This window comes from Oceanisphaera ostreae (assembly GCF_042676125.1).
GTDB classification, from domain to species: Bacteria; Pseudomonadota; Gammaproteobacteria; order Enterobacterales; family Aeromonadaceae; genus Oceanimonas; species Oceanimonas ostreae.
In genome coordinates, this window is sequence record NZ_JBHTJS010000015.1 from 20845 (window position 1) to 44308 (window position 23464).

Here is a 23464-nt window from a genome sequence, read left to right on the forward strand (position 1 = left end):
GCTTATGAGTCTGAATATTGCCGATTATCCGACCTTGGCACTGGCTAATCTCCCCGATGAGCTACGCAGCCTGCCTCAAGACAGGTTGCCAGCTTTGTGCTCAGAGTTAAGATCCTATCTGTTGCACTCGGTTAGCCAAAGCAGTGGACATCTAGCCTCTGGGCTAGGTGTGGTCGAATTAACCGTAGCCTTGCACTACGTCTATAACACGCCATTCGATCGTTTAGTGTGGGATGTAGGCCATCAGGCTTATCCACACAAAATTCTTACTGGTCGACGCGAGCGGATGGCAGATATCCGCCAGTTTGAAGGGTTACACCCCTTTCCTTGGCGCGAAGAAAGCGAATACGACACCCTTAGCGTGGGCCATTCCAGCACCAGCATTAGTGCTGCGTTAGGTATGGCCATTGCCGCCGATCAAGAACAGCAAGGCCGCAAAGTGGCCGCCATTATCGGTGATGGTGCCATTACTGCGGGCATGGCGTTTGAAGCTCTTAATCACGCCGGTGATATTCATAAAGACATGCTGGTTATTTTAAATGATAACGAGATGTCAATTTCAGAAAACGTTGGCGCACTTAATAATCACCTGGCACGCATTATGTCGGGTTCGCTATATAGCAGCTTGCGTGAAGGCGGCAAAAAAGCGTTAGAAATGCTGCCGCCACTGAAAGAGCTGGCAAAGCGCACCGAAGAACATCTTAAAGGTATGGTTATTCCTGGCACTCTCTTTGAAGAGTTCGGTTTTAACTACGTTGGCCCCATCGACGGCCACGACATTAATACCTTGGTGGAAACGCTGCGCAATATGCGCAAGCTAAAGGGCCCCCAGTTTTTGCACATTATGACCCGCAAAGGCAAAGGCTACTTACCCGCCGAAAAAGACCCTATTGGCTATCATGGGGTGCCAAAATTTGATCCCGCTGAAAGCAGCTTACCCAAAAGCACGCCTTCTAGCCCCAGCTACTCCAGTATTTTTGGTGCCTGGCTGTGTGACATGGCCAAGGCGTGCCCGCAGCTAATGGCGATAACGCCGGCCATGCGTGAAGGCTCGGGCTTGGTGCGGTTTTCACGTGAATATCCTCAGCGCTATTTTGACGTAGCCATTGCCGAGCAACATGCTATTACGCTGGCGGCAGGCATGGCCATTGAAGGCAAAAAGCCGATAGTGGCCATTTACTCTACTTTTTTGCAGCGCGGCTATGATCAGCTGATCCACGATGTAGCGTTACAAAATTTGGACGTGCTGTTTGCTATCGACCGCGCGGGCATAGTAGGTGCCGATGGTCCTACCCATCAGGGCGCTTACGACTTAAGTTTTATGCGCATCATTCCCAATATGGTGATCATGACCCCGGCTGATGAAAACGAGTGTCGACAGATGCTGTATACCGGTTATCAGCATCTCGGCCCTGCTGCAGTGCGTTATCCGCGCGGCACCGGTATGGGTGCTGAGATCCAAGAGCAGATGACCGCACTCGAAATCGGCAAAGGTCGCATTATTCGCCAAGCGAATGAAGGTAAGAGCAAGATTGCCCTGCTCAACTTCGGTACCTTGTTGGCCGAAGCACAAGCCGCCGCGGAGCAGTTAGACGCCACCTTAGTCGACATGCGCTTTGTGAAGCCGTTAGATGAGGCACTGTTGTTGTCGCTGCTCGATGGTCACGAGCTACTGGTCACTATCGAAGAAAACGCCATTATGGGCGGTGCCGGATCGGCGGTAAATGAGTGCTTAATGCGCAATAAGAAGCTGGTGCCGGTATTAAACCTCGGCCTGCCTGATATATTTATTGAGCAAGGCACCCAGCAACAAATTTTAGCCAAGCTGGGCCTAGATGCCGACGGCATAGTGCGCTCAATTAAAGAATATTAGGTTAGTTAGCAGGTAATTGAGGGAATGGAGAGTTATCTCCATTCCCTCATCCTTAATCCTAATCTTCAACTTACATATTCGGGTAGTTGGGGCCACCGCCACCTTCTGGTACCACCCAAACGATGTTCTGGGAAGGATCCTTAATATCGCACGTCTTACAATGTACGCAGTTCTGAGCATTAATCTGGAAGCGCTTCCCCTCCCCCTCTTCGATGACTTCGTAGACGCCAGCTGGGCAGTAACGTTGTGCCGGCTCCGCCCACATAGGCAGATTTTTCGACAACGGAATACGGGTATCCCTAAGCTGAAGATGACTGGGCTGATCCTCTTCATGATTGGTGTTCGACAAAAATACCGATGACAGCTTGTCGAAGCTGATCTTGCCATCAGGCTTCGGGTACTCGATTTTCTTGTACTCGGACGCTGGCTTCAACTGAGTGTAATCACTGAAGGTATCATGCAACGTCAGCGGGAGCTTGCCATTGAAAACATTCTGGTCAACGACATTGAAGGCACCACCCAGCAGTGTGCCGAACTTGTGTATCGCCGGGCCAAAGTTACGGCTGCGGAACAGCTCATCAAAGAGCCAGGAATCCTTAAACTTATCGATGAAGGACGTAAGGTCCTTACCGCCCTCGTCACCGGTACCGAGAGCTTCGAACACCGCCTCGGCCGCCAGCATGCCGGACTTCATCGCTGTATGAGTTCCCTTGATCTTGGAGAAGTTTAAGGTACCAGCATCGCAGCCCAGCAGCAGCGCCCCAGGCATAGTCATCTTAGGAAGGGAGTTAAAGCCGCCCTTGGCGATGGCACGGGCGCCGTAGGAAACTCGCTTACCACCGTCGAGATATTGCTTGAACAGTGGATGGTGCTTCATTCGCTGGAGCTCGTCAAACGGGCTCAGCCATGGGTTGCTGTAGTTAAGATCGATGATAAGCCCCACCACTACCTGATTGTCTTCGGCGTGATAGAGGAAGAAACCACCATTGGTATCCCCATGATCTTTATCTGATAAAGGCCAACCGGTGCCGTGCAGTACTAGGCCAGGCTGGTGTTTTTCCGGGTCGATATCCCAGAGTTCCTTAATACCGAGACCGTAGTGTTGCGGGTCTGCGCCCTGATCTAGTGCAAAGTGTTCAATCAGCTGTTTACCCAGATGACCTCGACAGCCTTCGGTGAACAATGTGTATTTAGCGTGTAGCTCCATGCCTGGCATGTAGCTGTCCTTCTGCTGACCATCGTGAGCGATGCCCATGTCACCGGTGGCGATCCCCTTCACAGAACCATCTTCATGATAAAGCACTTCGGACGCCGCAAAGCCCGGAAAAATTTCGACATCCAATTCTTCTGCACGTTCGCCTAACCAGCGACACAAGTTTCCGAGGCTAGCAACGTAATTGTCGGTGTTATGCATCGTCTTAGGTACCAGCGCATTAGGAATACGGCGGGCGCTGTACGCGTCTTTCAGCAGATAAATCCTGTCTTCGGTGACCGCGGTTTTTAAAGGAGCACCCTGCTCTCTCCAACTGGGGAAAAGCTCGTTTAAAGCACGCGGCTCGATGACGGCGCCAGAGAGGATATGAGCGCCCACTTCGGAACCTTTCTCTACCACACAGACCGTCAGCTCCTGTTCGGCGTCCCAAGCTTGTTGCATCAGCCGGCAGGCCGCCGATAAACCTGCCGGCCCCGCACCGACGATGACGACATCAAATGTCATGGATTCTCTAATCATCATAAACTCCACATGACGTGAATACGGAGACTGCCATGTAGCCTCCTAACGTTAAGACCAAAAATAGACTCAGAACACTAGGTGTGTTGCCAGCGCCACCAGAGGAATAGCCAACACTGTTCTGATAAGGAAGATCACAATCAGATCCTTCACCGTGAGCGGAATATCAGACTCCAGCATGGCGTTTGCGCTTTCGGTAAAGAAAATAATTTGAATGGTAGATAAGGTGCAGACAAAGAACACGCTCATGGGTGCCACATCAGCTCCTGCGATAATAATCGCAGGCAAGGCTATCTCGGCGATAGAGAGTAATACTGTCGGGGCAATCTTGTCCGCATCGGGCAAAGCTAGCAGATTGAGCAAGGGCTCAAACACCATGCCAAGATAATCAAATACCGACGTATAAGTGCCGACGATCAGCGCTATGGTCGCAATCGACAAGATATAGGCGACAATTTTCTGAGCAAAGGTCGCTGCTTCCCAAAAATATTTATAGAAGACATCGGGCCTTGTCATCGAGGCTCGTTCGGCGGCGGCACTGCAGGCGCGCATCCATATATTGCCACTTGGTTGGTCGGTACTTGCGGTTGTCTTCTGTGCTGGCTGACCGTCAAAATAGATATCCTGTTTGTTATTCAACGGCGGTATGCGAGTGACCACGGCGGCCAGTAAAAAGTTGATGATAAAAGACGAGATAATCATGTGCGGCAGGTAATCCATGATGCCGCCGATTGAGGCCAGCAAGGCAAAAAAACCCAGACTACAGATGCTAAAATTAGTCGCAATACTGGCCGCTTCGCGTTGGGTATAATGGCCGCTTTTGTAAAGCTTGTTAGTGATAAAAATGCCAACCGCAGGTGCAGCAACGAAAGAGGCCACGGCATCCACCGCAGCTCGGCCTGGCAGTCGGTAAAGCGGACGCATCAGAGGTTCCATCAGGGTACCGACAAACTCGAGGAAACCGAACTCGGTGAGGAATAGCACGAAGAAACCGGCGATGATGACCGTCAGGAGCACACTGCCACCGAGATAGAGCGCCAAGCCGCCAACATCCTTGTGTAGAAACCAGTCGGGCCCTATCTTGAACACTATCAGGGCGGCAAACACAGCACCTAGCAGGAACAGCGAGCCGGCAACAATATTGTCCTTACGGTGATAGCGCTTCAATGCGGCATTACTGGTTACCTTGGAGGCAACCCAAGTGATGCATAGCAGTATCGTAAGCCCCAGTGTGATGTATTCTAGATTCGAGCCCAGAAATGCCTTGATGGCGCCAATGATGGTCACCAGCGGCACATTCGATTTATCGGCATCGACCGAGAAAGGAATAAAGAAAATCAGCAAACCAATCATACTGCCAAGCAGCGCCTTCACGGCTCCACTGCTCCTTCCCTGTATTGTTTCAGCGTTATTCATCCCTCTATCTCCATATTTGATTACGCGTTAGATTTCCAACCATGGCTACTGGGGATTTCTATAGCAGTAGCAAATGCACACCATTCACTCAGGGCTACACTTCCTTAATCAACTCCCCAGCAAACCTTACTGATACTCGTTACCTCAAACGTCATTGCGCCAATTGAGCGTTCAGCTGCGGCAGTACCTCAAACAAATCAGCTACCAGACCGTAATCTGCTATCTGAAATATCGGAGCATCTTCATCCTTGTTGATTGCCACTATCACTTTGGAATCCTTGATACCGGCTAGATGCTGGATTGCGCCTGAAATACCGACGGCAATATAGAGATCCGGAGCCACGATCTTGCCGGTCTGGCCAACCTGCATGTCGTTCGGCACGAAACCGGCATCAACAGCAGCACGGGAGGCACCAATGGCAGCATCCAGCCGGTCGGCCAGCTGCTCAATCAAAGCAAAGTTCTCGCTATTACCCATACCCCGACCGCCGGAGACAACGATCCGTGCCGCAGTCAGCTCGGGACGGTCGGAGATAGATACAATTTCATCGATAAAACGGGAGAGTCCAGCATCGAAAACAACCCCCACAGTGTCAATCACCGCTGCACTGCCGGTGGCGGCCATGGCCTCGAATGCAGTGCCGCGCACCGTTATCACCTTGATCGGATCCAGAGATTGGACGGTAGCGACGGCATTACCGGCATAAATAGGTCGCTTGAAGGTATCAAAACTGTCGACCGCAACAATATCGGACAACTGCCCTACATCCAGCAGCGCCGCGACGCGTGGTAGCAGGTTTTTGCCGGTCGTGGTGGCTGGCGTTAATACATGGTGGTACTCCTTGCCATTTTTACTCACCAAGTGCACTACCAGCAAGGCGACGTTTTCAGCCAACTGATGCTCATATGCCTGATTTTCCGCCAACAGTACTCGAGATACGCCGGCAACTCTGGCAGCTTCTTCGGCAACAGCCTGACAGCCGGCACCGGCTACCAAAACGTCTATATCGCCTCCTATTTGGGCTGCCGCCGAGACCGTATTCAAGGTAGCCGATTTCAGGCTGCCATTATCATGTTCCGCAACAATCAGAATAGCCATCAGATCACCTTCGCTTCATTTTTCAGTTTGTCGACCAGCTCCGCAACCGAAGCCACCTTGCACCCACCCTTACGTGCGACCGGTGGCTCCACCTTCAGCAGCTGGGTATGAACGCGCAGCTCCACACCAAGCTCTGCTGGGGTTTTGACCTCCAACGGCTTTCTCTTCGCCTTCATGATGTTCGGCAACGAAGCATAACGCGGCTCGTTGAGACGCAAATCCGTGGTGATGACCGCGGGCAACTTCAGGCCGATAGTCTGCAGGCCGCCGTCGACTTCCCGGGTGACCAGGATTTCATCGCCTTCAACTTTTACTGCGGAGGCAAACGTACCCTGCCCCATACCAGTGAGCGCAGCCAACATCTGTCCGGTTTGATTGTTATCGGCATCAATAGCCTGTTTACCCAGCAGCACCAGATCCGGTTGCTCTTCTGCCACTACCTTGGCTAACAATTTGGCTACCGACAAAGGTTCGGACCCGCTCTCAGCTTCAATATGAATACCTCTATCGGCACCCAATGCCAGCGCCGCACGAATCTGCTCCTGTACGGCTTTCGGTCCAATGGACACGACCACCACTTCGGTAGCCGTGCCGGCTTCTTTCAGCCGAATCGCTTCCTCGACGGCAATTTCGCAGAACGGATTAAGCGCCATCTTGACGTTACTCAGATCTACATCGCTGTGATCCGCCTTGACGCGAACCTTGACGTTATAATCAATAACTCGTTTAACGGGAACCAGAATTTTCATGTCAAAAACCTCCGTTTATTAACGGGAGACAGGCTGCCAACCGACAACCTGCCTGATATCAGTCTTGCAGCACAGTACGAGCGATAATATTGCGCTGAACTTCGGATGAGCCTTCATAGATACGCATAATGCGCACATCGCGAACATAGCGCTCTAGCGGCATTTCACGGGTGTAACCATAGCCACCATGGATCTGCAACGCCTTGTCGGTAATGCGCCCAGCCGCTTCGGACGCGTAGAGTTTCGCCATTGCCGACTCCTGCGAAAACCGTTCTCCCAGCTCACGCTTGGTGGCCGCTTTCAGGCCAAACATGCGTGCTGCTTCCAAATCGGTCGCCATATCGGCGATCATCCATTGCAGCCCCTGAAACTCGGCAATGGGGTGATCGTTCACCTCACGGGTTTTGGCCCAGAACAGGGCTGCTTGATAGGCGGCGCGAGCAATACCGGTGCAGCTGGCGGCGATTTCAACTCGGCCGTTGTCCAGCACATTCATGGCAGTACGGAACCCCTTACCCTCTTCTCCGCCCAGCAGATTTTCGGTGGGCACCTCACAGTCCAGTGCCACTTCAAAAACGTGGCCCCCCTTCAGACCCATGGTACGTTCGGGAGAGCTAACTTCGACTCCGGCCGAGTGACGATCAACGATAAAAGCGCTGATGCCACGGTGACCGGCGCTCTTATCGGTTTTGGCGTAAACCACCAAGAAGTCTGCTTCTGCAGCATTGGAGATAAAGTGTTTGACGCCGCTAATGCGGTAGCCATGCTCGGTTTTTTCCGCAACGGTACGCATGGCGGCCGGATTAGAGCCCGCGCTGGGCTCAGTCAGCGCAAAGCCACCGAGCTTGCGACCTACTGCTGCATCAGGCAACCAGGCTTGTTTCTGCGCTTCGGTACCACCGAGCAGGATCGAGTCACAGGCTAAAAAGTGTGCCGTCACCATAGAGGCGGTAGAGCCGCAGGCCGCTGCCAGGTGTTCGACAGCCAGATAAAGAGAAACGGCAGATACACCGGTGCCGCCATAGGCTTCTGGCAGGTTCATCCCCATGATGCCTATTTCGGACAGTGCCGGCAGGTGACAGGTTGCCGACAGGCTGTTTTCGTCTATTTCAGCTGCGGCTGGTGCTATCACCTCCTGGCAAAAACGCTGCAGTGCATCGGACAACATCAAATCATCTTCGGTAACAGTAATATTCATATTAATCTCTCCTCGCTGTGCCGATCCCGGTTAAAAAATCTGGTTATTCACGACATTAGATGTTTTGGGGACGCGACTGTCCCTACCTGTCGAAATCGGCTAGTGCAATATGGGTATTTTTTATTTCTGGGCCTAGAGCTAAGATTTAGACGCTATTGATCAAACAGTTCGTCATTGTGCTCACCTAAGGTCGGTGCCGTCTGAGGAGCTGATGTTTTCCAGCTACTTGCCCGAACAGGCTGAGCCATCATAGGGATATCACCGAGGCGTGGATGGTGCTGGGTCGGCAATAATTGACGTTCACCATGACGAGCATTCGTCAGAGCTTCACCCATACCCAGTACGGGTGACGAAGGGATCCCGGCTGCAGCCAGAATGTCGATGGCTGACTCGACGCTGTGTCTGGCAAGCCAAGTTTCTATCAAATCCCGTAGTTCTGGTTCATGGCGGGTACGTTCTTCATCGGAGCAAAAACGAGAATCTTCGGCGATAGTCGGCTGATCCATTGCGCCGCAGAGGGCGGTAAACTGGCGGTTGTTCAGCACAGCGATAATCACCTGTCCATTCTGGGCAGAGAAAGAGCCAAACGGTGTAGACAACGGGTGCCGGTTGCCGACTCGTCCCGGGGCTTCACCACCGAACATCCACTGTGCTACCGGAGTCGGCATCAACGAGAACAAACAGTCCAACATTGCAATATCCAAATGAACTCCCTCACCGCTACGCTGCCGATCGAACAGGGCTGCCAGTATGGCCCAGGAGGCATAGAGCCCCGCCACCAGATCGGCAATGGATTCGCCGACTTTAGTCGGTTCACCATCCTTCTCACCGGTGATCGCCATCATGCCAGACATCGCCTGTACCACCAGATCATAGGCCGGTAGCTGACTGTTCTCGCCGCTCTGACCAAAGCCGGAAATGCTGGCATAGATAATATCTGGGTTAACCGCCTTGACTGCCTCGTATCCCACACCAAGACGCTCGGCCACACCGGGTTTGAAATTTTCAACAAAGACATCGGCATCACTCGCCAGCTCCAGTACTCGGGCCAAGTGACTACTGTTTTTAAGATCCGCCACCACCCCTTTCTTATTGCGATTCATCAGGGTGAACAGAGCGCTTTCCCCCTCTTTAAAGGGGCCTACATGACGATACTCATCTCCCGCTGGCGGCTCTACCTTGATGATGTCGGCGCCCAGGTCAGATAACAAGGCTGTACAGAAAGGGCCGGATAAAACCCGAGTCAGGTCAACTATCTTGATCCCCTCAAGGGGGAGGCGCTTATTATTCAGTTCCATGATAGGGCTCTCTCATTCATCCTTTAGTGTTGGAATAAGTTTGTCACCCTGTAACCATCGTGTAAAATAGTAGTTACAAATATTAACTATATGGTTTTCTGATAGTGATTACGCTTCACCAACTCAAGATTTTTATCGCAGTTGCCGAGTACGGCAGTACCTCTTCTGCAGCTCGTAGCTTGCATCTGTCACAACCAGCTGTATCACTTATCGTACGTACTCTGGAAACAGAACTAGGGACCGAATTATTTATCCGTAATCCCCCTAAAGGGCTTTCTATCACGCCTTTCGGACGCGGAAAACTGGAAGAAGCACGCGCCCTGTTATCCAAGGCGGACGCGTTCAGGGAGCCTCAAGATGCGGGCGAGCAGCTTCACGGCCAGATCACCATCGGGTACTTCACAACGCTGGGCCCTTTCTATATACCCAAGTTGATTCGACGCCTGAGAAATAAGCTGCCCAAGGTCGAAATCCAGTTACGCGAAGGCGATCTCAGCGTAGTCAACCGCATGCTCGATACCGGTCAGGTCGAACTGGCCCTGACCTATGATCTGGGCATGACAGGGCGCCCCCAGGTATATCTGCTAAAGGAGTGCCTGTTTTATGCGGCCCTACCGCCGGAACACCCGTTGGCACAACAAAATAGCGTTACCCTCGAAGAATTAGCGCAGGAAGACCTGATCCAGATTGATCTACCCTCCAGCCGGGAATTTTTGATGTCCCCTTTCTGGCAATATCATTTACAACCCAATATCACCTACAAAACCACCTCACTGGAGATAGCACGCGGTATGGTGGCTCATGGTTTGGGTGTGTCAGTGTTGATCACTCGTCCTGCCTCGCGGCTGACCTATGACGGTTCCTCTTTGGTTTGTCGACCCATTTCGAATGAGCTAACGCCACAAAAGCTAGTGATGGCTCACTCCCACCACTTTTCACCAACTCAAGTGGCCGAAGCGGTAATGGATGAAATCAAAATGATGTTTGCCGAAGAAGATTATCCTACAGAGCCGAGTCAGTAATACCTGTCCCATTCGCTATGTGTGGGGTAATTGTGTTTAAATCGGTAAAATACTGCTTTATTCGAATTTTGTTAGTTACAAAATTTCTGGGCTTTCGCTTGCTTAATACTTATTACCACAATCATCACCCCACTATCCGCTGGATACGACTTTAAAACCTGCCGCACACCAGATAAACACATCTACAAAAAGCACAAAACTCTAACTCCTACTAAATGATGATAAGTTACCGAAAAATGCGGCATACTGTAGCCAAGTCACCCAATCTTGTTTTTAATTTTATTTTTTGATCTAGGCAACTCATGCCGATTTTAGCAATTTTGCTTTCTATTCGGGACTTATTATGACTTCGCCCTTGCGCGTACGTTATCAAACGATTGAGATTGGCAATAAAGATATTCATTTGTGTACTCTGCGTGATAAACAGGAATTTAGCGACCCTGAAGGAGTCGCTGAAGAGCTTGGCATCTGTTCTGCCTCTTGGTCACTGTTCGGTGTGATATGGCCATCCAGCCAAGTGTTAGCTAACCATATGCTAAATTACGATATTGCAGAAAAACGTATTCTTGAAGTAGGCTGTGGCATTGGTTTGACGAGCATAGTGCTTAATCAGCGAGGTGCTGATATTACCGCTACTGATTACCACCCCAAAGTAGAAGACTTTCTTAATACAAACACCCTGCTCAATAACAATAAAAATATTACCTTTAAACGGGTCGATTGGGCTAACGAGCACAGCACCTTAGGCCTTTTTGATGTAATTATTGGCAGTGACTTATTATACGAAGACCAGCATATAGACATGCTCGCGGGCTTTATTGAACGCCACGCCAGCCCACAATGCGAAGTGATACTGGTTGACCCCGGCCGTGGCAGAAAAAATAAGATCAGCACTAAAATGATCGAGTTTGGCTTTGCCAGCTGTCACATCAAACCCGAGCAGACCGATTACCTAGAACAGCCCTTTAAAGGCCACATTCTTACCTTTTCACGCAGTTTGATAAACGAACTAACAACGTAAAAGTGCCTGCATGATAGCGAAGCCAAGTGGCTTCGCTAGGGGTCACTAATGCAAACTCGGTATGAACTGCCGTTTTTACTCGGGCACGTCACTTAACGGGATAGCCAGTGCCTTAGCAATGCCCGCTCCATATGCCGAGTCGGCTTTAAGACAATTACCGATATGGCGGATCTTGATTTCTCGAGGCGCATCGGCAATGGCACGAGCCGTGTTATCAAATAACACCTGCTGCTGTGCCGCTGTCATCAAACGAAATAAAGCACCGGGCTGAGAGTAGTAGTCGGTGTCTTCTCGATGATCCCAGTGCGCCGCCGCCCCGGACAACTCCAGTGGTGGCTCGCTAAAGTCCGGTTGCTCTTGCCATTCACCATAACTGTTCGGCTCATAAGCCAGGGTGCTACCGTGATTATCATCCACACGCATAGCACCGTCACGATGATAGCTGTGCACCGGGCAGCGAGCGGCATTAACTGGGATTAGGTGATGATTAACCCCTAGACGATAACGCTGGGCATCACCGTAAGAGAACAACCGCCCCTGCAGCATCTTGTCCGGTGAAAAACCAATACCGGGTACTATGCTGGCCGGATTAAAAGCCGCCTGCTCAATTTCTGCAAAATAGTTCTGCGGATTTCGGTTCAACTCCAGTACGCCAACTTCGATTAACGGATAGTCTTTATGGGGCCAGACTTTGGTGAGATCGAAGGGGTGGTAAGGTACGGTGGTGGCGTCTTGCTCGGGCATTACTTGCACACACAGCGTCCACTTGGGAAAGTCCCCCTTTTCTAGACTGTCATACAAATCAGCTTGGTGACTTTCGCGGTCTTTTCCGATCACCGCTTCCGCTTCGCCGTCGGTCAGGTTCTTAATACCCTGTTGGCATTTGAAGTGAAACTTCACCCAATAGCGCTCATTTTGAGCATTAATAAAGCTGAAGGTATGACTTCCAAAGCCATGCATGTGACGATAGCTTGCTGGAATGCCACGATCGCTCATCACAATCGTTACCTGATGTAAGGCCTCGGGCAGTGAGGTCCAAAAGTCCCAGTTATTCTTGGCACTACGCATGTTGGTGCGTGGGTCACGCTTAACCGCGTGATTAAGATCGGGAAACTTCAGTGGGTCTCGCAGAAAAAACACCGGCGTATTATTACCGACTAAGTCCCAGTTGCCCTCCTCGGTATAAAATTTCAAGGAAAAGCCACGAATATCGCGCTCGGCATCGGCGGCACCGCGCTCACCGGCTACGGTGGAGAATCGGGCCAACAAATCTGTTTTCTTACCAACTTCCGAGAATATTTTCGCTCGGGTGTATTGGGTAATATCGTGAGTCACGGTAAAGGTACCATAGGCTCCGGATCCCTTGGCATGCATGCGCCGCTCAGGGATCACTTCACGATCAAAATGGGCCATTTTTTCTAAAAACCACACGTCCTGTAATAACTGTGGACCACGTGGTCCGGCCGTCATCACGTTCTGATTGTGTGCTACCGGGCACCCGGCATTCGTCGTTAGTTTCTTTTTATCACTCATGAAAAGTTTCCTTATTGATAAATGATGAATCTCGGCTAACCCACGCAACACCTCGCACAACAAGGCCACGAGTTAATGATTGTAGAACACCCAACACCATAACTGATACCCAACGGTAAAACCAAACAGCAGCACGGCAGCTATACATAACCCCGCCACCGCAATTCCAAGCACTATGGGGAAACCAAGCCCCCAAACAAAGAAAAAGGCCAGTCCTTGAAAAGCTTCGTAAGGTAACTCAATAACAGAAGCATTTGAGCCCGCCACCAGCACAGATATCATCCACATTAAGCCAAGCAGAGCTGTAAACATACCAAAGATAACCGCTTTATTCATACTTCCTCCAACAACACGCCACTCAGCTGGATCTGTGCACAGAACTGAGTTGTGACTAAGTGACAGGCTGACGGCTGTTATCTCATGTTTCTCAGGCATAAAAAAACCGCTGCCGAGGCAGCGGTTTTAGCTCTAGACCTAAATCTTAAGCGATATTACTTCTTGGCGTCAGCCGCTTTACGCTCGGCAACCTGAGCAACAACCTTTTCAGAGATGTTGTTAGGGCAAGCAGCGTAGTGCGAGAACTCCATAGAGAACTGACCACGACCAGAAGTCATGGTACGCAGCGAACCAATGTAACCGAACATTTCAGACAGAGGTACGTCTGCCTTGATGCGCACACCGGTGACACCAGCAAGCTGATCTTTGATCATGCCGCGACGACGGTTCAAGTCACCAATAACGTCACCAACATGGTCTTCTGGAGTGAACACATCAACTTTCATCACAGGCTCAAGCAACTGTGGCTTAGCTTTAGCGATAGACTGACGGAACGCGCCTTTAGCAGCGATTTCAAACGCAATGGCTGAGGAGTCAACTGCGTGGAAAGCACCGTCGATCAAGTCGAATTCAACGTCCAGCACTGGGAAACCAGCGATGGTACCGGTGTTCATCATGCTGCCGAAACCTTTCTCGATGGCTGGCCAGAATTCTTTAGGAACGTTACCGCCCACTACAGAAGACTTGAACACGAAACCGGTGTTGGCTTCGCCAGGACGGATCTTGTAGTCAATTTTACCGTACTGACCGGAACCACCAGACTGCTTCTTGTGCGTGTAGCTGTCTTCAACTTCGGCAGTAATGGTTTCGCGGTAGGCAACCTGTGGCTCACCTACTACTAGCTCTACGCCGTAGGTACGCTTCAGGATGTCGACTTTGATATCCAGGTGCAATTCGCCCATGCCTTTAAGGATGGTTTCGCCAGAATCAATGTCAGTTTCTACGCGGAATGTTGGATCTTCGGCAATCATCTTACCGATAGCAACACCCATCTTTTCAGAACCGTTCTTATCTTTAGGCGCAACCGCAATAGAGATAACTGGCTCAGGGAACACCATGGCTTCTAGCGTACAAGGGTGCTTAGGATCACACAGAGTGTGACCAGTTTGCACGTTCTTCATACCCACGATTGCGATGATGTCACCGGCTTGTGCCGAGTCTAATTCTTTACGCTCATCCGCATGCATTTCAACCATACGACCAACACGTTCGGTTTTCCCGGTAAAGCTGTTCAGGATGGTGTCACCCTTCTTCAGACGGCCGGTATAAATACGTACGAAGGTCAAAGCACCGAAGCGGTCATCCATTACTTTAAAGGCTAAAGCTTTCAAAGGTAGGTCAGCATCAACGATAGCGAACTCGCCAGTTTCAACGCCTTCTTCATCAGTCAGCGGCTGAGGGTCAACTTCAATTGGGCTTGGCAGGTAATCAACTACCGCGTCCAGAATCAGCTGCATACCTTTGTTTTTAAAGGCAGAACCACAGTAAGTTGGGAACAACGCCATGGTACGAGTACCCTTACGGATACAACGCTTCAGCTCATCGATAGAAGGCTCGTTACCTTCCATGTAAGCTTCCATCAAGTCGTCGTCTTGCTCAACGGCGCTTTCTACCAGCATTTCGCGGTATTCTTCAACTTGGTCAACCATGTCGGCTGGCACGTCTTCAACTACGAAGTTTTCAGGAAGACCTGAGTCGTCCCAGATGTAGGCTTTACGAGTCAGCAGGTCTACTACGCCTTTAAACTGATCTTCCGCACCAATTGGCAGCACCATGATGATCGGGTTGGCAGCCAACACGTCGCGAGTCTGCTGTACTACGCGCAAGAAGTCCGCACCAATACGGTCTAACTTGTTTACGAAGATAATACGGGCAACTTCTGAGTCGTTCGCATAGCGCCAGTTAGTTTCTGACTGGGGCTCAACACCGCCGGAACCACAGAATACACCAATACCGCCATCTAACACTTTAAGTGAACGGTATACTTCAACGGTGAAGTCAACGTGCCCTGGAGTGTCAATCACGTTAAAACGGTGATCTTTCCAGAAACAACTTACAGCTGCAGACTGGATAGTAATACCGCGCTCGGCTTCCTGATCCATGAAGTCAGTAGTTGATTCACCGTCGTGGGTTTCACCGGCTTTGTGAATACGCCCAGTGAGTTTAAGGATACGCTCAGTTGTAGTGGTTTTACCCGCATCAACGTGCGCGAAGATACCAATGTTTCTGTATTTGGATAATTCGGCCATGATTCAACTTTAAATGATGAGTTTAAGAAGTAGACGGAGCATCCAAAAATCGCTGATACACCGACCCAGTTTTAGGTCGCATATTATGGCTGAAAAGCTAACGGGGCGCAAATAGGAAGAATAGATAACGGCCACTTTTTGAACAACATCATCAATTAACGTCGTTTTGTTATTTTGTGTAGTCAAGACTTAAGAGTGGATATCACTATTTTTTGGCTTTGCTATTAGCACAAAGGCCACCAGCAGACACAAGCCCGGCTCAACTTAGGCCGTATACCTTGATCTGTTAGAGCGTCCCGCTAGCCACCTTATAATACACCCACGCAAATAAGCCTGCGAAAATAAGTATAGTTATCATAACTTTAAAAAAAATAAACTTCATCGATCCTCCTGCAAACATCAATGAACTTTTCTATTGCTGGATATAAGACTCATCGGCTTCAACAAAAAAAGTCGTGAATAACGAATCAGAGCCATCATTCAGCTGATGCCAAGTAAAGCGGCCAACAGCCAAATGGCCATCACTACACACACCGACATTAAGGCCAAATAGCTTAAATTCCAACGCATAATACTGAAAGAATCAATGCCATAACGCCCCTGAAAAGCCAGGTTAATACCCGATAATGGCCCTGTGGACGTGCCCACAGCCCAAGAAGATAGAAAGACTAACGCAAGCAAGGTGTGATCCGGGTTTACCGGAGCAAGTATACTGCCGGCTAACGCAATGCATACGATGGGATGAATGCCCAGCAACGCCAACAGCACAGTCGCAAGATAAGTGACACTGGCTGCTAGCGCGCCAAAATGTTGCAGTGGTAAGCGGATCTCAGCACTTAATAGCAGGCTTTCTAAGCCATAAGCTAGCACTCCTGCAGCTAAAAATAGCGCAAGCTCGTTACCCATTTGCGGTAAACGCCCATTCACTAATTGGCCGAGACCTGCCCGCAGCGAGCGTTGGGTTACCACCAATACCGTTAAGCTGAATAACGGCGCCAATAAGGTGATTACCGCTAAAATAGACAACACAGGCCAAAGTTTATGCAACAACAATACGGCGATCGCGAGCAGAGAAGGCAATAAAAGTGCGCCGACATGCAGCGGATAACCAACAAAGTCAGCCACCGGCGCTTTTGGGTATTCAGGATTAGGCGCATCGGTTGATGCTTGGTGAGTTATTGACTGCTGAGGCCTGGGCTGCCGTGTTAATTGCCAATAAGTGAGCGCTAACGCCAGCCCTGCTAGCGGCATGCTCACCAACCATAGTTGACTTAGCTTAGCGTTAGGCGCCACGCTTAAAGCGATTGCCATGGCAGCAAAAAAAGGCGACCAAAATGCGGCGGCAGTAAAACCACGCACTAGTACGATTGACTGCTCTCGACTTAATCGCGCCACTTGGGACAATCTATCGCCAATAATAAACACCGACGATAAATTAATCACCGAGCCAAATACATGCACGGCGGTCAAGGTGGAGGCTAACGCACCTCGGCCACGCGGTAAGAATTGGTCTTGCTCATTACTGGGTCGACTAACCAAGCTCAAAAAGCTCACCGCCACCAGCATCGACAATAAACTGCTATTACTACCAAGTAGTCGCGATAATTCAAGCGTACCGCCAAGCCATATACTAGTACTTAAACACCCCGCACCCACCAACAGCAATAAGCTGGCTTGCAAGCGGTTGCGTGACGACAAGCCCGACCACAATAACCCTGCCGCCAGCCAATAGGCTAAGCCTGCGCCACTGCGAAACACCGGTAGCCCAATTAAGTCGGCACTGATCATGAGCATGCCAAATAAGATAAGCATACCCGCCATACGTCGGCGAACAGTCATAGAGAAGCGAACAAACAAGGGAGGGTCCTTTCAGGACAGCCGTCTGCTGTTAGCTTTAAGCTGTCAGATAAAATTAGCCTACGGGACAGTTGTCTGCTGTCGGCCAAAGACAGACATCGAACTTGTAGCTACTTGCTTTAGCTGGTGATTGGCGCGCAGCGGCACCATACAATCATCCTGCTACGCTGGAGTACACAGCTAAAACAGCGCCTACAACAGGCAGTTTAGTTTTAGCTTACGGCTTAAAGCTGTGTTTATCCTTTATACAATTTAGGGTTAAACACGTCTCGTAGCCAGTCGCCAAGCAGGTTGATGACTAACACTAACACCACCAGATAAATACCCGGGAAGGCGGTAATCCACCAAGAGCCAGAGAAAATATAACTAAAGCCCATGCTGATCAACGATCCCAGTGATGGTTTATCCACCGGCATGCCTAAACCTAAAAATGATAGCGCCGCCTCGCTCATAATGGCGTTGGCCACCTGTACCGTAGAGATCACCAAAATTGGCGATAAGCAATTAGGCAGAATGTGGCGAAACATAATGCGCATCGACTTAAAGCCCATAACTTGGGCAGCTTCTACGTATTCCTTTTTCTTTTCTGCCAGCACGGTGGCACGAATAGTACGCGCATATTGTGGCCATTCCGCAAGGCCGATAATCACTACCAGCATCAGCACCGCATATTCGGCATAAAAATCAGCCCCAAGTGTGGCCTGAAATACTGCCGAGACTATAATCGCCACCATCATGGTAGAAAACGATAGCTGTACATCGGCAAAGCGCATTAACAAATTGTCGATGCGGCCCCCATAATAACCGGCCGATAAGCCGACGGTAATGCCAATCACCAACTGTAACGCCACCGCACCCAAGCCGATAATCAGTGATACTCGCGAACCATATAAAATGGTGCTAAAAATATCGCGGCCCTGTACATCGGTGCCTAACAAAAAGCGTTCGTCGCCCATCTCTTGCCAGCTGGGCGGTAGCTCCGAATCTAAGATATCAATGGTTGCCAAATCGTACGGGTTAAAAGGCGCAATAATTGGCGACAACAGTGCCGCAGCTAATAAGGCCGCAAACACCGCAAAGCTGAACATAGCCACCTTGTCGCGGCGAAAGTGATATAAAAAATCTGACTGCGCAAAGCGCGCCCAACGGCCGAGAGTCACATTAGAGGTCATTGAATTATCCCTTTGCAGCCAAGTTAACAGTGGGGTTAATCAAGCCATAGATCAAATCGACTACGGTATTGGTTACCACAAAGATAAAGCCCACAAAAATCACGTACGTGGTAATCAAGGGAGTATCCACGCGGTTAATGGCGTCTAAAAACAACAAGCCAATGCCCGGCCACTGAAACACGGTTTCGGTTAAAATGGTGTAGGCCACCATAGTGCCAATTTGTACCCCGCCCACGGTAATCAGCGGCAGTAAGGTATTCTTTAAGGCATGAATAAACCAGATACGATATTTATTTAGCCCTTTGGCCCAGCCAAATTTAACGTATTCCGAACTGAGCTGCTCGAGCATTTCTGAGCGTACTAACCGAATAAACAGCGGCAACATAATGGAAGACAGCGCAACACTTGGCAGTATCAAGTTACGAAAACCCTGCCAGTTGAATAGCCCCGACTGCCAACCCAACGGACTGGTCAGCTCGCCGCGGCCATAGGCCGGTAGCCAACCCAATTCAATAGAAAATACATACATCAGCAAAATCGCGGTTAAAAATACCGGCACCGAAATACCGATAATACTCACCCCCATCACTAATCGTGACAAAAATGCCCGCGGTTTAATGGCGGAATACACCCCCATGGGAATGCTAAAACCAATAATGATAATGCTGGCACAAAACACCAACTCTAAGGTGGCAGGCAACTTCTCGAAAATGACCTCTAAGGTCGGTTTTTTATAAAAGTAAGAAGTACCAAAGTCGCCGTGCAGTGCATTGCCCACAAATCGACTGTACTTCACCATAAAGGGATCGTTTAAGCCCAGTTCGGTGCGCATTTGCTGACGAACCTCTTCCGATACCGATTGACCAACCAGTTCGCGCAGCGGATCGCCTAAATTATCCTGAATCGAAAACGCGATCAGGCTAATGACAAACATCACCACTATCATCTGAAACAGCCGCTTCAGTAAAAACGTTAACATGATGTATTCCAACTTCAGGGAATTAAGAAGAAAGCGCCCGGCGCCCAGAGCCCAGCACCAAGAACCACAAAGAGCTCTGTCTTCTTTTAGCTGGGCGCCTTGTACTGGACGCTATATTTTTATTTCCGTTAGCCTAAACCTACTTTTGCCACGGAAGAACACGGAACGCACGGATGTAAAGACAGGTCAAAAACAACAAGAGCGATATGACTAGTAAGGTCTTAACCCAGTAATATTTAGCTCCTAGTCTTAACCTTAATTTTTCCGTGGGCTCCGTGGATTCCGTGGCAAAAAAGTCTTTAGTCTTTAGTTTCTAGTCGTTAACGACTAGGTCACCCAGGTACGGGAAATCCATGGCGTTAACTACGGCTTCGGCACCCACATTATTACGCGCACCCCAGGCTAGATTTTGCCAATGCAGCGGCACGAAAGCGGCATCGTCATACAGAATCTTTTCTGCATGCTGTAGCATCTTGCCGCGTTTTTCACCGTCGGTTTCTAAGTTAGCCGACTCAATCAGCGCATCTAGCTCAGCGTTCGAGTAATGACCGCAGTTATACTGGCCACGGCCGGTTTCTTCGTTGCGAGTCATGGTTAAAAACTCAGAGAAGTTGGCCGCATCTTCGGTATCGGAGTGCCAGCCAATCATCAACATATCGGCATTACATTTATCAAACTCGGGCCAATACTGCGCTACCGGCAGGGTCTTGAGATCCACATCGATATTAATACGTGCCAGCATCGCCTTAACCGCTTCGGCAATTCTAAAGTCGTTAACGTAGCGGTTATTGGGCGCAATCATGCTGATCTTAAAGCCGTCTTTGTAACCGGCTTCGGCCATCAAAGCTTTGGCTTTTTCAACATCATAAAGCGGCTTAAGCTCCGGATTATGACCAACGTAACCCGCTGGTGTCTGCTGTGAGGCGGTAGTACCAAAGCCGCGCATGATGCGTTTTACAATGCCGTCTTGGTTTACCGCATAGTTCACTGCTTGGCGTACTCTCACGTCTTTAAAGGGCTCGAATCGGTCTTGATTCATCTGGAAGGTAATAATACGAGTACCGGCCTCGGTCACCAGCTTAACGCCCTCAGCTGACTTCACGCGGTTTTGATCGTTAGGCGATACTGGCTTAATAAAGTCAACGTCACCCGCCAACAACGCGGCGACGCGAGTGGCATCTTCTTTAATGGGCACCAGCGTCATATTTTGCACATTACCCGGTGACTTGGAATCCCAATAATCGGCGTGACGCTCATACTCTACTTTAACGCCTTGTTGGCGAAACTTAAGTTTGAAGGGGCCTGTACCAGAGGGGTTAGTTGAGGCAAAGGAGCTACCGTGTTTAACCACATCACCCTTATTTTTACCATCGTCGGTTTTGCCACTGTAATACTTCGAGTCCATCGAGAACAGATACGTCACGGTATTCAACACCAGCGGGAACGGCCCCTTGGTCACTAAATCAATAGTGTGGTCATCGACCTTAGTCGCCGCACTAAAGGGATCGAAAATCGCTTTAAAATCAGGTGATTCTTTCAGACGATTAAAGGTCCACACCACATCGTCGGCGCTAAAGTCGTTGCCGCTGTGAAACTTAACGCCCTTGCGTAAATGAAAACGCATGGTGTTTTCATCAATGCGCTCCCATTTTTCGGCCAAACGCGGTTCAATATCAAAGTCTTTGGTCCAGCGTACCAGTGGGTCAAATAATAAATGGGACATTTCCAGCGTCGCACCCGACAACTGCTCGTGCGGATCCATTGATACTGGGTCAGCGTCATAGGCAATAGTGATATCTGCCGCTTGAACACTAAATGCCAGACCAGCTGTCAGTAACGCAGCCGTTATTTTGTTGAGTCCTTTTTTCATGTAACACTCCATTGACATGGTAAACGATGGCCCATTATTGATGTTTCACTGTCGCAGTTGAAATATCCAAGCCTTCTCGTGACATACCCTTAAACTCGGGCATTAATGCAATCAGCGAGCGACTATAAGGATCGCTCGCTTCAGTAAATAACTGTTCAGTGTCAGCCACCTCAACCAAAACGCCCTGCTTCATAACGCCAATGCGATCGCACATTTGGCGGATCACTGGCAAATCGTGGCTGATAAAGAGCATGGTCAGCTTCAACTCGTCTTGCAAGTCTTTCAATAAATTCAGAATTTGTGCCTGCACCGACACATCTAATGCTGAGGTCGGTTCATCGCAAATCAGCAAGCGCGGGCGCGTAGCTAAGGCGCGGGCGATGGAAATTCGTTGGCGCTGACCACCAGAAAATTCGTGAGGAAATTTCAGCCCAGCTGCTCGACCCAGCCCTACGTAATCGAGTAAGTCATTCACAATGCCGCTAATTTGCGCTTCGCCCTTAGCCAGTTTGTGAAAGCGGATCGGCTCGGCAATAATATCGGTTACCCGCATCCGCGGATTAAGGGATGAATATGGATTTTGAAATACCATCTGCATTTGTCGGCGTATCGGACGACGTTCTTTTTCACTTTTAATCGCGGTCAGCTCTATGCCTTCAAACCAAATTTTGCCGCTATCCGGCGGATAAAGCCCAGTAATGGCGCGCGCTATGGTCGATTTACCCGATCCCGACTCGCCCACCAGACCAAACGTTTCGCCCTCGACTATGTCAAAGCTAACGTCATTGGTGGCTTGCAGATATTGGCGGCCGGATGCAAACAACGAGTCTTTAGTCACAAAGCGCAGGTTGCAGTGCTCTACCCGCAGCAAGGGTCCGGTATAGTCACGCTGATCTTGGCTTTGGCCTAGCCAATGATTTTTAAGATCTAGAGTGATTTTTTCTTTGGCATCTTCAATATAAGACACCAGCGGAAAACGACGCAGTTTCACGTCTGAGCGCGGCACCGCAGAAATGAGACTCTTGGTGTAATCGTGGCTGGGCGTGCCTAGCACTTGCTCGGTAGGGCCAATTTCCATTAGTCGCCCGCGATACATTACCGCCACGCGGTCGGTCACGTTCGACACCACGCCCATATCGTGAGTCACTAGCATGCAGCCCACGTTGCGCTCTTTGCACAGGTTACGGATTAGAGTCAATATTTGGTCTTGAATCGATACATCCAGTGCCGTAGTGGGTTCATCGGCAATAATTAATTCGGGATCGCAAGACAGCGCAATGGCAATCACCACCCGTTGGCGCATACCGCCAGAAAACTGATGCGGATATTGTTTGATACGCAGCTCCGGCTCGGGAATGCCTACCGCATCCAACAGTGAAATAGATTTTTTACGCGCGGCGTCCCGAGTAATGTCGGTATTAGCGAGTAGTGTTTCTACCATCTGATATTCCACGGTAAAAAGCGGATTAAGCGAGGTCATGGGGTCTTGAAAAATAAAGCCGATGCGATTGCCGCGTATGCTACGCATTTGGTTGGAATTCAGACCAGAGATCAGCTCGCCATCTAAATGAACATCACCGCTGGCAATGACTCCAGGCGGGCTTAAAAGGTCAATAACCGCATTACCAATGGTGGACTTCCCCGCACCGGACTCCCCCACAACGCCTAAAATTTCGCCTTTATCTATATGAAAAGATAGATCGTCAATAGCCGCCATTACTCCATGACGAGAGGGATATTCAATTCGTAGGTTTTTTACTTCTAACAGAGACATGCTGATCCTCAAAGTCCGTTTACGCGGCCACTCCCCGTATTCATGACGAGAGTGGCTACGAGAGAGGCTACAGTAGCGCGGCAACCTATTATCTGATGCTTGGCTACCCATCAACCTAACTTTATTCCAAGATAATCCCATACCTTCGGGTTTCACTCACAAAGTCAGCAATATGTTTCAACAGCTAATTAATAGATAGAATTTATGACTGACAGTTCGACAAAGGTCAAGTAACAACTGCAACCAAAATAGAGTTTTGCATCTAAAGTTGGCGTTCAGACGGCAA

Annotated in this window: 17 protein-coding genes; 3 read left to right on the forward strand and 14 right to left on the reverse strand. The window is 49.8% G+C overall.

The window, feature by feature from the left end; genetic code table 11:
- Window positions 1-4: 4 nt before the first annotated feature.
- Window positions 5-1873 (forward strand): 1-deoxy-D-xylulose-5-phosphate synthase, encoded by a 1869-nt coding sequence (gene dxs, locus ACFQ1C_RS05275; RefSeq protein WP_379557504.1) that lies wholly within the window; start codon window positions 5-7, stop codon window positions 1871-1873.
- Between the two features lie 70 nt (window positions 1874-1943).
- Here dxs and ACFQ1C_RS05280 read toward each other — a convergent pair whose 3' ends face one another.
- The 6 genes from ACFQ1C_RS05280 to ACFQ1C_RS05305 form a co-directional block, all read right to left on the reverse strand.
- A complete protein-coding gene (locus tag ACFQ1C_RS05280) occupies window positions 1944-3605 on the reverse strand; it encodes an electron transfer flavoprotein-ubiquinone oxidoreductase (protein WP_379557629.1) in 1662 nt (553 codons plus the stop codon).
- 69 nt (window positions 3606-3674) lie between these two features.
- Window positions 3675-5021: a YjiH family protein gene (locus ACFQ1C_RS05285; protein ID WP_379557506.1), complete on the reverse strand. Its 1347-nt coding sequence runs from the start codon at window positions 5019-5021 to the stop codon at window positions 3675-3677.
- A gap of 151 nt (window positions 5022-5172) precedes the next feature.
- Window positions 5173-6120, reverse strand: coding sequence for an electron transfer flavoprotein subunit alpha/FixB family protein (locus ACFQ1C_RS05290; protein WP_379557508.1), 948 nt, complete (start codon window positions 6118-6120; stop codon window positions 5173-5175).
- Window positions 6120-6869, reverse strand: a complete 750-nt coding sequence (locus ACFQ1C_RS05295; RefSeq protein WP_379557510.1) for an electron transfer flavoprotein subunit beta/FixA family protein — start codon at window positions 6867-6869, stop codon at window positions 6120-6122. Before ACFQ1C_RS05295 ends, ACFQ1C_RS05290 begins: the two co-directional genes overlap by 1 nt.
- A gap of 58 nt (window positions 6870-6927) precedes the next feature.
- Entirely contained in the window at window positions 6928-8067 is a 1140-nt protein-coding gene (locus ACFQ1C_RS05300; protein ID WP_379557512.1) for an acyl-CoA dehydrogenase family protein, read from the reverse strand.
- A gap of 152 nt (window positions 8068-8219) precedes the next feature.
- Window positions 8220-9365 (reverse strand): CaiB/BaiF CoA transferase family protein, encoded by a 1146-nt coding sequence (locus tag ACFQ1C_RS05305; protein WP_379557514.1) that lies wholly within the window; start codon window positions 9363-9365, stop codon window positions 8220-8222.
- A gap of 104 nt (window positions 9366-9469) precedes the next feature.
- Here ACFQ1C_RS05305 and ACFQ1C_RS05310 point away from each other — a divergent pair, with 104 nt between their 5' ends.
- Complete coding sequence (locus ACFQ1C_RS05310) at window positions 9470-10387, forward strand: LysR family transcriptional regulator (protein WP_379557516.1); 918 nt, start codon at window positions 9470-9472, stop codon at window positions 10385-10387.
- Between the two features lie 343 nt (window positions 10388-10730).
- Complete coding sequence (locus ACFQ1C_RS05315; protein ID WP_379557518.1) at window positions 10731-11408, forward strand: class I SAM-dependent methyltransferase; 678 nt, start codon at window positions 10731-10733, stop codon at window positions 11406-11408.
- Between the two features lie 75 nt (window positions 11409-11483).
- Here ACFQ1C_RS05315 and ACFQ1C_RS05320 read toward each other — a convergent pair whose 3' ends face one another.
- The 8 genes from ACFQ1C_RS05320 to ACFQ1C_RS05355 form a co-directional block, all read right to left on the reverse strand.
- Entirely contained in the window at window positions 11484-12941 is a 1458-nt protein-coding gene (locus ACFQ1C_RS05320) for a catalase (protein ID WP_379557520.1), read from the reverse strand.
- A gap of 72 nt (window positions 12942-13013) precedes the next feature.
- Window positions 13014-13277: a hypothetical protein gene (locus tag ACFQ1C_RS05325; RefSeq protein WP_379557522.1), complete on the reverse strand. Its 264-nt coding sequence runs from the start codon at window positions 13275-13277 to the stop codon at window positions 13014-13016.
- 155 nt (window positions 13278-13432) lie between these two features.
- Window positions 13433-15526, reverse strand: coding sequence for an elongation factor G (gene fusA, locus ACFQ1C_RS05330; RefSeq protein ID WP_379557524.1), 2094 nt, complete (start codon window positions 15524-15526; stop codon window positions 13433-13435).
- A gap of 480 nt (window positions 15527-16006) precedes the next feature.
- A complete protein-coding gene (locus tag ACFQ1C_RS05335) occupies window positions 16007-17383 on the reverse strand; it encodes a hypothetical protein (RefSeq protein WP_379557526.1) in 1377 nt (458 codons plus the stop codon).
- 236 nt (window positions 17384-17619) lie between these two features.
- Window positions 17620-18555 carry an ABC transporter permease gene (locus tag ACFQ1C_RS05340; RefSeq protein ID WP_379557528.1) on the reverse strand — a complete coding sequence of 312 codons (936 nt, stop codon included), beginning with the start codon at window positions 18553-18555 and terminating at the stop codon, window positions 17620-17622.
- Between the two features lie 4 nt (window positions 18556-18559).
- Complete coding sequence (locus ACFQ1C_RS05345; protein ID WP_379557530.1) at window positions 18560-19534, reverse strand: ABC transporter permease; 975 nt, start codon at window positions 19532-19534, stop codon at window positions 18560-18562.
- 313 nt (window positions 19535-19847) lie between these two features.
- The gene (locus ACFQ1C_RS05350) at window positions 19848-21404 is read right to left on the reverse strand and encodes an ABC transporter substrate-binding protein (RefSeq protein ID WP_379557532.1); all 1557 of its coding nucleotides are present in this window, start codon (window positions 21402-21404) and stop codon (window positions 19848-19850) included.
- 34 nt (window positions 21405-21438) lie between these two features.
- The gene (locus ACFQ1C_RS05355; RefSeq protein WP_379557536.1) at window positions 21439-23178 is read right to left on the reverse strand and encodes a dipeptide ABC transporter ATP-binding protein; all 1740 of its coding nucleotides are present in this window, start codon (window positions 23176-23178) and stop codon (window positions 21439-21441) included.
- Between the last annotated feature and the right edge of the window lie 286 nt (window positions 23179-23464).

What these genes read in the sequence shown, in the direction of transcription:
- dxs (WP_379557504.1), top strand. Translation starts at nt 5, where the DNA reads ATGAGTCTGAATATTGCCGATTATCCGACCTTGGCACTGGCTAATCTC.
- ACFQ1C_RS05280 (WP_379557629.1), bottom strand. Translation starts at nt 3,605, where the DNA reads ATGATTAGAGAATCCATGACATTTGATGTCGTCATCGTCGGTGCGGGG.
- ACFQ1C_RS05285 (WP_379557506.1), bottom strand. Translation starts at nt 5,021, where the DNA reads ATGAATAACGCTGAAACAATACAGGGAAGGAGCAGTGGAGCCGTGAAG.
- ACFQ1C_RS05290 (WP_379557508.1), bottom strand. Translation starts at nt 6,120, where the DNA reads ATGGCTATTCTGATTGTTGCGGAACATGATAATGGCAGCCTGAAATCG.
- ACFQ1C_RS05295 (WP_379557510.1), bottom strand. Translation starts at nt 6,869, where the DNA reads ATGAAAATTCTGGTTCCCGTTAAACGAGTTATTGATTATAACGTCAAG.
- ACFQ1C_RS05300 (WP_379557512.1), bottom strand. Translation starts at nt 8,067, where the DNA reads ATGAATATTACTGTTACCGAAGATGATTTGATGTTGTCCGATGCACTG.
- ACFQ1C_RS05305 (WP_379557514.1), bottom strand. Translation starts at nt 9,365, where the DNA reads ATGGAACTGAATAATAAGCGCCTCCCCCTTGAGGGGATCAAGATAGTT.
- ACFQ1C_RS05315 (WP_379557518.1), top strand. Translation starts at nt 10,731, where the DNA reads ATGACTTCGCCCTTGCGCGTACGTTATCAAACGATTGAGATTGGCAAT.
- ACFQ1C_RS05320 (WP_379557520.1), bottom strand. Translation starts at nt 12,941, where the DNA reads ATGAGTGATAAAAAGAAACTAACGACGAATGCCGGGTGCCCGGTAGCA.
- ACFQ1C_RS05325 (WP_379557522.1), bottom strand. Translation starts at nt 13,277, where the DNA reads ATGAATAAAGCGGTTATCTTTGGTATGTTTACAGCTCTGCTTGGCTTA.
- fusA (WP_379557524.1), bottom strand. Translation starts at nt 15,526, where the DNA reads ATGGCCGAATTATCCAAATACAGAAACATTGGTATCTTCGCGCACGTT.
- ACFQ1C_RS05340 (WP_379557528.1), bottom strand. Translation starts at nt 18,555, where the DNA reads ATGACCTCTAATGTGACTCTCGGCCGTTGGGCGCGCTTTGCGCAGTCA.
- ACFQ1C_RS05345 (WP_379557530.1), bottom strand. Translation starts at nt 19,534, where the DNA reads ATGTTAACGTTTTTACTGAAGCGGCTGTTTCAGATGATAGTGGTGATG.
- ACFQ1C_RS05350 (WP_379557532.1), bottom strand. Translation starts at nt 21,404, where the DNA reads ATGAAAAAAGGACTCAACAAAATAACGGCTGCGTTACTGACAGCTGGT.
- ACFQ1C_RS05355 (WP_379557536.1), bottom strand. Translation starts at nt 23,178, where the DNA reads ATGTCTCTGTTAGAAGTAAAAAACCTACGAATTGAATATCCCTCTCGT.